Annotated in this window: 6 protein-coding genes; 3 read left to right on the top strand and 3 right to left on the bottom strand. The window is 59.2% G+C overall.

Going from position 1 to position 11,366, the window contains the following annotated elements:
* Positions 1–87: 87 nt before the first annotated feature.
* Both GF423_RS06540 and GF423_RS06535 read right to left on the bottom strand, forming a co-directional pair.
* Positions 88–648 carry a helix-turn-helix domain-containing protein gene (locus GF423_RS06540; protein ID WP_154327593.1) on the bottom strand — a complete coding sequence of 187 codons (561 nt, stop codon included), beginning with the start codon at positions 646–648 and terminating at the stop codon, positions 88–90.
* Positions 649–828: 180 nt separating this feature from the next.
* Complete coding sequence (locus tag GF423_RS06535; RefSeq protein ID WP_154327592.1) at positions 829–2,505, bottom strand: nucleoside kinase; 1,677 nt, start codon at positions 2,503–2,505, stop codon at positions 829–831.
* A gap of 240 nt (positions 2,506–2,745) precedes the next feature.
* Between GF423_RS06535 and GF423_RS06530 the strand changes: the two genes are divergently transcribed.
* On the top strand, positions 2,746–3,549 hold the full coding sequence (locus tag GF423_RS06530; RefSeq protein ID WP_154327591.1) for a hypothetical protein: 804 nt from the start codon (positions 2,746–2,748) through the stop codon (positions 3,547–3,549).
* 314 nt (positions 3,550–3,863) lie between these two features.
* On the opposite strand, the gene metG is transcribed toward GF423_RS06530, so the two are convergent.
* Positions 3,864–5,909 (bottom strand): methionine--tRNA ligase, encoded by a 2,046-nt coding sequence (metG, locus tag GF423_RS06525; RefSeq protein ID WP_154327590.1) that lies wholly within the window; start codon positions 5,907–5,909, stop codon positions 3,864–3,866.
* A gap of 391 nt (positions 5,910–6,300) precedes the next feature.
* Here metG and GF423_RS06520 point away from each other — a divergent pair, with 391 nt between their 5' ends.
* Together GF423_RS06520 and GF423_RS06515 are read left to right on the top strand one after the other, a co-directional pair.
* Complete coding sequence (locus GF423_RS06520) at positions 6,301–7,938, top strand: hypothetical protein (RefSeq protein WP_154327589.1); 1,638 nt, start codon at positions 6,301–6,303, stop codon at positions 7,936–7,938.
* Positions 7,939–8,297: 359 nt separating this feature from the next.
* Positions 8,298–11,348 carry a leucine-rich repeat domain-containing protein gene (locus GF423_RS06515; RefSeq protein WP_154327588.1) on the top strand — a complete coding sequence of 1,017 codons (3,051 nt, stop codon included), beginning with the start codon at positions 8,298–8,300 and terminating at the stop codon, positions 11,346–11,348.
* The last annotated feature ends 18 nt before the right edge of the window (positions 11,349–11,366 follow it).

The following is an 11,366-nucleotide window of genomic DNA, read 5'->3' as shown; positions in this document are numbered from 1 at the left end:
TTTCCCCTGTGTGTAGTGTGTGTGCGCGCTCGCTCGGCAGGCAGGGTGTGTTTTGCTTTTATGTGGGGGTGTGTGTGGCGGCGCCGCTCACTGGGCGATGATGGCCAGGAACTGTGCCGGCTTGCCGTCGAGGGCGTGCATGTAGTGGGGCATCTGGGCGTTGAAGGTGATGCTGTCGCCGGCACTCATCGCAATAGCGCGGCTGCCTATGTGCAGCTCTACGCGGCCGCTCACCACATAGTTGAACTCCTGGCCGGCGTGGGTGTTGGGCCGTGCCTGGTCGTTGCTGGCTGGGTCGATCGTGACCATGAAGGGGTGCATGATGCGGTCGGCAAAGCCCTCGGCCAGCGACTCGTAGCTGTAGGCCCGCGAGCGCTCAACGCGGGCGCCGGTGCCAGCACGGGTCACATAGTAGGACCGCATCTTGGGGCTGCTGCCAAACAGGAGTTCGGGCACTTGCACGCCGTAGCGCTGGGCCAGGTTTTGCACAAAACTGATGGGAATGTCAAAATTCCCGCTCTCGTAGTTCAAGTAGGTCTGCTCGTCGATGCCGGTGGCTTCGGCCACTTGTGCGGTGGTGAGCTCGAGGGCGTCGCGCAATCCGCGCAACCTGCTGGCAACCTGCTGTATATTTTCTCTGTCGCTCATTGTGATTATTAATTTTTCAGGCAAAAATAATTAAGAAGCAACACCTGGTTTTAAATTTAGTTTAAAAAATGGTTAAAATATCACACAAGCACAACGGGTGTGCAAGTTGTTGCACACCCGTTGCGAAATTGTGTAGACGCAGTGGGCCTCGTGTGGGGGCATTGCCTGCCGGGGGAGGCATCAATAGTGGAAGCTGCTGCCGCCCAGAAACTCGCGCAGCAGGCTGGTGGTGGGGATGTCTTTCTCGCCCAGCGGCTCAAAGTAGCTCAAGAAGCGCAGCAGGCGGTGGGCCTCGTCATACTCGGGCACGTTGACCGGCACCTGGCGCAAGATGGGCTCGGCATAGTTCTTCATCACGGCCAGCTCAAAGAGCAGCGAGGAGTTGAACATGGCGTCGGCATTCTCCTGGAAGGGGAATATCCACTTCTCCTCGCCGCGGCGCACGCTGGGCCAGCGGGCTATGGTGTCCTGGGCGCTGGCGCCGCGGTACTTGTAGTCGCGCACGATGCGGCGCAGCAGGCGGTTGTCGGTGGTGGGTATCCAGTTGTGGTCGTCGATGTTGAGTGTGGTCAGGGCCGAGACGTAGACGCGGAATTTCTGCTCCTCGGGGATGAGCTTGGTGAGCTCGGGGTTGAGGCCGTGTATGCCCTCCATGAGCAGGATGTTGTCTTTCTCGAGCTTCATCACGTTGCCCTCGCGGTACTCGCGGTGGCCGGTCTCAAAGTTGTAGGTGGGCATTTTCACCTCTTTGCCGGCGATGAGGTCGGTGATATCCTGGTTGAACTGGTCGAGGTCGAGCGCATAGAGACTCTCGTAGTCGTAGTCGCCGCTCTCGTCGCGAGGCGTGCGCGAGCGGTCGACAAAGTAGTTGTCGAGGCTGATGACTTTGGGCTTGATATAATTGGTGATCAACTGGATGGCCAGTCGCTTTGACGAGGTGGTCTTGCCGCTCGACGAGGGTCCGGCGATGAGCACCACGCGTGCGCCGCCCTTCTTGAAGCGGCGGGCGATGTCGTCGGCAATCTTTGAGAACATCTTGGCGTGCAGGGCCTCGGCCACGTTGATGAGGTTGCCGGCCTGCTTGGTGCGTATGGCCTCGTTGAGCTCGCCCACGTCGGCCACGTTGATCACGCAGTTGAAGGCCTCGTAGTCTTCAAAGGCCTTGAACAGTTTCTTCTGGTCGACCATCTTGGCTGGCTGCTCGGGATGGGCCTTGTCAATGCCCAGCAGCAGCATGCCGCGGTTGTAGGGCACCAGGTCGAAGGTCTTGATGTAGCCCGTGCTCGGTGCCAGCGGGCCATAGTAGCTGTCGATCACGTTGTCGAGCTTGTAGTACACGGTGTAGAGGTCTTTGGAGCCGGTGAGCAGCCGCACCTTGTCGTGCAGCCCTTGCTTCTTGAACATCTCTACCACGTCGCTGGTGAGGCGCTCCTGGCGCTTGAAGGTGAGGTTGGCCTCAACGATCTCGTGCATGCGCTTCTTGAGGGCTTTGACGGTGTCGGCACCTATGGGCGTGTGCTCGTGCTTGAAGTTGCAGTACATGCCGCCGCTCACGGTGTGCTCGATGATGAGCCGCTTGCCGGGATACAAGTCGGCGATGGCCTTGTAGAGTATCATGCACAGCGAGCGGGTGTAGACGCGCTGCCCGCTGGCCGACTGCATGTCGAGAAACTCGACCTGGCGGTTGTTGTAGATGGGAAAGCGCAGGTCCTCGGTGCGGTTGTTGACGCGGGCGCATATTGGCTCGAAGCCCAGGCGGTGCTTGATGGTGTCATACACCTCTTGCAGCGTGTCGCCGCCCGAGACGGGGATATATTCTTTGGTATTGGTGCAGTATATGCTCAGTTCGTTGTTCATGATGAAGTTGTGTTTTGCGTTTTGCAATGGGTAAAGTTAGTAAAATATGTGCAATCGGCGCTGCTATTGGCATCAATTTTCACACTTTTTCGTCATTAAGGAAACCATTGAGTAAGCCAGCGGCCGTGCGGGCGGGTAAAATGCAAGCCACTTTGCCTGCGATTCAACTTTTTTTCTTACTTTAGCAAAATCAAACGTACATGTGATACATAATATATATAATATAATAACGACTACAAGATGAAAAAAGCACTTCTACTACTCGCGCTGCTGTGCACAGCGGCCGTCTTCACGGCCTGCGACGACGAGGATCCGGCCGATTACCTCACTATCGACGACACCGATATCCATGCCATCATTGCCAAGGGCGACTCGCTGGTGAGCACCAGCCAGGCCCTGATGAGCGCCAAGCTGGAAAAGAGCGACAACGACCTGGAAATCCACGTCAAGCAGTTCACCTTCAGCGGCGAGACGGGCACCACCGACTTTGAACTCGACGACTTCACGGTGTCGAATGCCACCTATCACTCCTACGACTTCTACCTGGCCTCGGACCGGGCCGGGGGCCACGTGCTCACCAACATCTCGGGCCACGTCGACACCGAGACCCAGAGCATGACGCTGCGCTTCACGGTCGACGGCACATTTGCCGTCATGGCCCAGACGCAGTATTTCTACTCCACGATAAGCAACAAGCTGGCCTCCTACAACGCCGTGAGTGAGCCCTACTACGGCTTCAGCTTCACCAATGTGGGGCTGGGCAACACCTGGAGCACTGCCACAGTGGCCCACAACGTGACCCTGGGCGGCACCAGCTACAAGGCCGTGACCCTCACCCCCGACGGCGGCGACTACAGCGTCACGGCCTCGGGCCGCGGCTTCACCGTGAAGGCTGCGCGCGCCCGTGCCACGGTGCCGAGCGGCAGTTTCAACGGCACGGTTACTCAGCTCGACGAGACCGTCGACCTGGCTGCCAAGACCTTCAGCCTGAGCTTTGTGCTCGACGGCACGCCCTATAGCGCGACCGGCTCGCTCAATATATAGTTAAGACTCAGTACTATGACCTCACAGGCCGGTGCAGCGACCATCCCATGCAGGGCGTGAATATCGTGGTGCGCACCCATAGCGACGGCACCACCAGCACTGCCAAGGTGATGAGGTGAAAAACTATTTCTTTTAAAAAAAGTGTATCATGCGATGCAGCCTGCCGGGGCGACCTGGAGCAGGCTGCATTTGTTTTGGGCAAGGGGGGGCGATAATGGGCGGCCGCCTGCATGATGCAGCCAGGCCCAGCCGCTGCACTCGTGCGGGGTGCGCGGCCGGGCCTGGCTGGTTGATGGGATGTGCGGCGGCGGGGACTATTTCACCTGCACGCCGGGCTTGACGGGGCCGGTGGGGCCTATGACCACAAGGCGGCCGCCGGCGTCCTCGGCGCTCAGTATCATGCCCTGGCTTTGGATGCCCTTGAAGGTGCGGGGCGGGAAGTTGGCGATGAAGCACACTTGCTTGCCCACCAGGTCTTGCGGCTGGTAGTACTTGGCGATGCCGCTCACGATGGTGCGTCCGCCCAGGCCGTCGTCGATTTTAAACGCCAGCAGCTTGTCGGCCTTTTTCACCTTGCTGCACTCGAGCACGGTGCCCACCCTGATGTCGAGCTTCATGAAGTCGTCGGGGGTGCAGGGACCGGCGATGGCGCGCGGGGTGAAGTTGGCGATGATGTTTTGCTGCTTTATGCGCTCGAGCTTCTTGAGCTGGGCGTCGATCACGTCGTCGTCGATTTTCTCAAAGAGCAGTTGGGGCTGCTGGGCCACCTGGTGGCCGGGCTGCAGGATGTCGACGCTGCCCAGCACGTTCCAGTCGGTTTCGGGCATGCCCAGCATGTGGCGCAGCTTCTGGCTCGAGAAGGGCAGGAAGGGCTCGAAGGCGATGGCCAGGTTGGCACACACCTGCAGGGCGATGTTCATGATGGTCTCGACACGGGCCATGTCGGTCTTGGCCAGTTTCCAAGGCTCGGTGTCGGCCAGGTACTTGTTGCCTATGCGGGCCAGGTTCATGGCGTCTTTCAGGGCCTCGCGGAAGTGGAAGTGCTCGATGTTGTCGCCCAGTGTCTCCTTCACGTTCTTAAACTCCTCGATGGTGTGACGGTCGTAGTCGGTGAGCTCGTGGGCGGCGGGCACCACGCTGTCGAAGTATTTCTTGGTGAGCACCAGGGCGCGGTTCACAAAGTTGCCGTATATGGCCACCAGCTCGCTGTTGTTGCGCTGCTGGAAGTCTTTCCAGGTGAAGTCGTTGTCTTTGGTTTCGGGGGCGTTGGCCGTGAGCACGTAGCGCAGCACGTCTTGCTTGCCGGGAAACTCCTCGAGATACTCGTTGAGCCATATTGCCCAGTTGCGGCTGGTCGATATTTTCTCGCCCTCGAGGTTGAGAAACTCGTTGGCCGGCACGTTTTCGGGCAGCTGGTAGGAGCCTTCGGCCATGAGCATGGCGGGGAAGATGATGCAGTGGAACACGATGTTGTCCTTGCCTATGAAGTGGATGATGCGCGAGTCCTTGCTCTTCCAGTACTTCTGCCAGTCGTTGGGCAGCAGCTCCTTGGTGTTGCTGATGTAGCCTATGGGGGCGTCAAACCACACGTAGAGCACCTTGCCCGTCACGCCCTCGATGGGCACGGGGATGCCCCAGTCCAGGTCGCGGGTCACGGCACGGGGCTGCAGGTGCTCGTCGAGCCACGACTTGCACTGGCCGTACACGTTGGGTTTCCACTCCTTGTGGTCCTCGAGTATCCACTTGCGCAGTGCGGGCTCCCACTTGTCGAGCGGCATGTACCAGTGGGTGGTCTCCTTGAGCACTGGCACGTTGCCTGTGATGGCGCTGCGGGGGTTGATCAGGTCGGTGGCGTTGAGGCTCGTGCCGCACGACTCGCACTGGTCGCCATAGGCGTGCTCATAGCCGCAGTGGGGGCAGGTGCCCGTCACGTAGCGGTCGGCCAGAAACTGGTGGGCCTGCTCGTCGTAGAGCTGCTTGCTCGTTTTCTCGATAAACTCGCCCTTGTCGTAGAGCGTTTTGAAAAACTCGCTGGCCGTGCGCTCGTGTATCTTGGAGGTCGTGCGCGAGTAGATGTCGAACGAGATGCCCAGACCCTCAAACGACTTCTTGATGATATTGTGGTAGCGGTCGCATATGTCTTGCGGCGTCACACCTTCTTTCTTGGCCTTGATGGTGATGGGCACGCCGTGCTCGTCGCTGCCGCCTATGAACTTCACGTCCTCGCCCTTGAGGCGCAGGTAGCGCACATAGATGTCGGCCGGCACATAGACGCCGGCCAGGTGGCCGATGTGCACCGGGCCGTTGGCATAGGGCAGGGCCGCGGTCACCAGCGTGCGCTTGAATTTTTTATCTTCCATTGATTGTGTGATATGTTTTTGTACTATATTGTGTTCTGAGATGCAAAGTTACGGCAACTTGGGTATATCTCAAAATCGATGTGCTTTTTTTTGGCCGCACGGGCCGCACGGGCCTTGCCACCTGGGGGCAACAGCTTCAAAATTCTGAAATTTGGACTTCCTTAATCGAGAGACGGCACTTTTATACATAAGCGTGCATTGCCCCCCAAAATGCGCACTTTGCATGGGTTGTCGTAAAAAATTGTGCAAAATGGAAAGTTTTTTAACACAATAGTTTGCAACAATAAATTATTTTAATATCTTTATCGCCCAAAATGGAAACAGAGCCACGTGTGGCTCGAGAGAGAGTATTTTTTATTTAAACCCAATCATTCAATTCACATCTCACCCTATGCTAAAAAACATCCTTTTTATCGCAACACTGCTGGCCGCCGCCGCTACTGCATGGGCACAATTGCCCCTCGATGCAGCCCGCCGCACCAGCCCCACCGCCAAGCAGATGCCCGTGCGCCTGGCAGGCGACTTGCCCGAGCTCAAGCCAGCCGTCATGGCCGCCCCAGCCACCCAGGGCATCATCACCAGCCAGCCCGAGGGCACGCTCTCGACCAACCTCTACGGCACCTCCAAGGCCTACTACCTGCAATATGGCTACGTCATCAGCGACAAGTCGGACGGCACGGTGGGCCGCATTGTGGTCAACGGCGACAAGATGTATCTCTACCAGCCCTTCAGCCTCTTTCCCAGTGCCACGTGGGTGATGGGCACCATCGAGGGCGACACGGTCACCTTCAAGCCACAGCCCGTGTTCAACTACACGAGCAGCACTGGAGTGAACACGACCTACTACCTGCGCCGCATCAGTTACACCGAGGGCGCGACGGGCTACACGGCGCCCGACGACTCGGCCGATGTGAAGTTTGTCTACAAAGACGGGACGCTGCGCATGGCCACCGACGGTGTCATGGCCATGGTCGACGGCAACAAGAGCTGGAGCGGCTTTGGCGATGCCGAGGTGGTGTTTACCCCAATCGACGACAAGACCGTGAGCCTGCCTGCCGGCCTAAGCCCCAAGCCCTACACCATGTATTACAGCGTGACCGACTCGACGGGCGAAGTGCAGAAGATGGACATCGCCGTCGATGGCGACACCTACTACCTGGGCCATCTCGTGCCCAGCATGGGCCAGAACTGGATAAAGGGTACCCGCCAGGGCAACACCGTCGCCCTCGACCTGCCGCAATACCTGGGTCCCGACACGGTGTACAACTACCACTGCTATGCCTTTGCCGGCAGCATGGCCTATGAGTACTTCGACCTGCTGGGCATGTGGTTGCCCACCCCCAAGCTCTCGTCCTACCCCTACGCGCTCACGCTCGACGAGAAAACCGGCACCCTGCGCAGCGACAGCCTGCTCATTCTGAACATGGGCAAGAACCAGGTGTTTTATCTCACCCTGGTCAACCGCCCGGTGCTCAAACCCTTCAATGCAGGCCCCGGCAAGCCCAAGGCGCCGTTCTTCACCAAGTATGACCCCTACCAGGAGCGATATGGCAACGGCTACATCCAGCTGGCCTGCGACCTCACCACCGAGGCCGGCGACTACATGGACCCCGAGCAGCTCTACTACCGCCTCTACATCGACGACAAGCTCTATGAGTTCACGCCCAGCCTTTACACCCGGCTCAAGGAAAACACTACCGAGATACCCTACAACTACGACGACGACCGCGACTTTGAGGTGCGCGACGACGGCTCGCGGCGCATATTCTTCTACGACAACACCGATCGCATAGCCATCCAGACCGTGTACAAGGGCGGCGGCGAGACCCGCTACTCCGACATCGTGCCCCTGCGCAACTTCCTCACCGGTGTGGCCAGCCCCGTGGCCGGCGACAAGGCCCAGACAGTGGTGGCTACCCGCTACTACGACCTGGCAGGAAGGCTCCTGGCAGCGCCCGCACAGGGCATCGTGATCAAGGTCGAGACCCTGCTCGACGGCACACGCCGCGTGAGCAAGTTGAGGCATTGAGCCTGCGGTATACACAACACGATCAGCAGCCCCCCTCATCAAAGAAATCCCGTCACTGCATCGGCGACGGGATTTCTCTTGCCCAGCGTTTCGGCTACGGTCGATCGTGCCACGGGCATCACCCCCGCCATGTACCAGAAGATCGCCTGCGAGGATGCCGGCGCCCCGCGATGAGAGGCCGATTTTCCTCATTTTGTCATCGTGTTGCATTTTTTTTGATTTCGAAGGATAAACGGTTTTGTTTTTTTTCGAAATCGAGAAAACTTATATAACTTTGCACGAAAATCACCGAAATTTGGACAAAAAAGTTCTTTATATCTCCATTATAATTATAAACACTAAAAATTACAGGTAGATTTATGTACAGATTTTTATCTTCACTACTCATCGTAGCGGCGGCAGGCGGCATGACCCTCCAGTCGCAGGCTGCGGGCCGCTATGTGACCCCTGGCGGCACTGGCGACGGCCTGTCGTGGGCCACAGCCACGGGCAATCTTCAGGCCGCCATCGATGCCAGCAAGGCGGGCGACACCGTCTATGTAGCCGCTGGCACCTACAAGCCCGATTCCCTGATCAAGTCAACCAAGAAGACCAGCAAGGCCTTCTTCTTGAAAGACGGCGTGTCGCTCATGGGCAGCTACACGCGCCAGTCCGACGGCAGCTACAAGCGTGTGCCCGGCGCCCATCCCTGGGAGTTCCAGGAAGCCACTGTGCTGAGCGCCGACGACGACGTGCCCGACACCTGGACGCGCGAGATTGCAGCCGGCACCACCTACCGCTACTCGTGGAAGGTGGAAAACAATGAGATTCCCGGCACCAAGGGCAACAGCAGCCACGTGCTCTATGCCTCGGCAGTCATTGCCCAGCCCACTGTGGTCGACGGCTTTGTGCTCACCGGCGCCAATGCCAATGTGTACCAGGCCAAGGCAGCCGGCGGTGCCCTCTATGCCAAGGGCAACGTGACACTGCGCAACTGCCAGGTGCTGAAAAACTCGGCCTACTACAAGGTGGAGTCGATGAGCGACAGCAACACCTATGGCGGCGCTGTGTATCTCGTGGGCACCGGCTACAGCAACGCCGGCATCGAGAATTGCTACTTCGACAGCAACTACAGCCACTCGGCCTATGGCAGCGGCATGGGCGGCGGCGTCTATGTGAAAGATGCCAAGGTTACGGGCTGCACCCTGGCCAACTGCGTGGCCACCGATGAGGGCGGCGCCATCTACAACGATGGCGGCGTGGTGAGCAATGTGACCGTGACCGACTGCTATGCCGGTTCGGGCGGTGCCGTCTACAACAACGGCGGCGGCACCTTGAGTCAGCTGCAGGCCACCCTGTGCCGCGGCCTGCAAGGCGGCGCTGTATACAACCTGGGTCGTCTCGACGGGGCTGTGATCTACAACTGCTATGCCGATGCCACCGACTATGGCGACACCATGGGCGGACGCGGCGGCGCCCTCTACAACAAGAGCGGCGACGTGACCAACGTGGTAGCCTTCAACAACACCTCGTTTGACGGCGGCGGCGTGTACCTGGCCGGCGGCCGGCTCATCAACTGCACGGCGCAGTACAACATGCTGCGTGCCGCCAGCGACACGGCCAATGTGGGCTTTGCCAGCGAGGCACTCAAGACTGCCGTGTACAACACCATAGGCAACGGCGACGCCGATGCTGCCAACTTTGCCATGGTGCCGGCCTTCAAGGGCTTCAGCACCGATGCCGAAAAGAGCGCCGCGCTCACGGCCAATGCAGGCAAGTACTTCAACCTGGCTTCGGGCAGCAGCTATATCGATGCCGGCCAGGCCGTTGAGGGCTTTGAAATGCCTGCCACCGACGCTGCCGGCCAGGCACGCGTGCAGGGCCAGAGTGTGGATGTGGGTGCCTACGAGTACACCCAGGCCGAGCAAGTGAGCGTGATCACCATCAACTTTGCCGACTCGCTGCTCAACAAAGACGTGAGACTGGGCATCTACACCACTGGCGACTTCCAAATCCAGTGGGGCGACGGTGAGAAGCAAACCGGCTCCAAGACCAACTACTACAGCGGCACCCTCACCAAGCCCTATGTGCACATCTACGGCGACAACGTGTACCGCCTGCTGGGCAACAACTGCGGCATCACCGCCATCGACGTGACCAAGGCTCCTGCCGTGAAGCTGCTGCAGCTCGACGGCAACAACATCGAGACCATCGACCTGCGCAACAACCCCCTGTGCACGGGTATCTATATCGAGGGCAGCGGCGTGAAAAACCTCTACCTCGACGGTGCCAAGGCCATGAAGGTGGTTTCGGCTGCCGACAACCACATCACCACCCCGCTCGACCTCACGGGCATGAGCGAGCTGTCGAAGGTGGTCATCACCGGCAGCCAGGTGCCCAGCCTGAAGCTGCCCAAGACCTCGACCCTGCTCGACGTGGAGTGCGCCGACAACCAGCTCACTGCGCTCGACGTGGCCGGCCTGCCCAGCCTCGAGACCCTGCAGTGCAGCGGCAACCAGCTCAAGAGCCTCGACCTCACTGGCGACGTCAAGCTCGAGACCCTCTCGGCTGCCGACAACCAGCTCTCGACCATCGACCTCTCGGCCTGCACAGCCCTGCAAGGACTCTACCTGCAGAACAACAACCTCACCAGCCTCGACCTGAGTAAGAACGCCGACGTGCGCTGGCTGCGTGTAGATGGCAACCATCTCACGGCCCTCAACACGGCTGCACAGGCCAACTTGAGCACCATCATGGCCGACAACAACGAGATTGAGACCCTCGACTTCACGAGCAACCCACGCCTCTCGATGATCAAGGCCAGCCACAACAAGCTCACCAGCATCGATGCCTCCAAGTCGAGCTACCTGTCGTGGCTCAAGGTCGACAACAACAACCTCACCAGCCTCGATGTGAGCAAGAATGCCTACCTCTACTGGCTCGAGTGCGACAGCAATGCCATTGCACAGCTCGACGTGACTGCCTGCACCTACCTGCAGTGGCTCGCTGCCGAGAACAACAACCTCAGCACGCTCGATGTGAGCAAGAACACCGGTCTGCAGGGCCTGTCGATACAGAACAACCCCATGAGCGCAACTGTGCTCAACACCATCATCGACCAGCTGCCCGACGTGAGCAGTGTTGAAATCAACGACAACAACCGCGCTTGGGGCCGCCAGCTGCGCCTCTCGCACAATGCGGGCGACGATGTGCACCTGGCCGTGGCCCAGGGCAAGGGTTGGAATGTGACCGAGTATCTCACCACCGGCGTGAGCACAGTCGACGCCCGTGCCACAGTGGTGAAGACCGTGTACTACAGCCTCGACGGCGTGTGCCTGGGCACCGAGGTGCCTGCACGCGGCATCTATATTGCTACCGACCTGTACAGCAACGGCGCCACCCGCGCCCGCAAGGTCGTGACCGGCAAGTGATGAATTGAGACGCTGCCC

It is taken from the genome of Sodaliphilus pleomorphus (genome assembly GCF_009676955.1).
In the GTDB taxonomy this organism is placed as follows: Bacteria; Bacteroidota; Bacteroidia; order Bacteroidales; family Muribaculaceae; genus Sodaliphilus; species Sodaliphilus pleomorphus.
The sequence above is the reverse complement of the archived record's forward strand: the minus strand, read 5'-3'. Positions and strand labels throughout refer to the sequence as shown.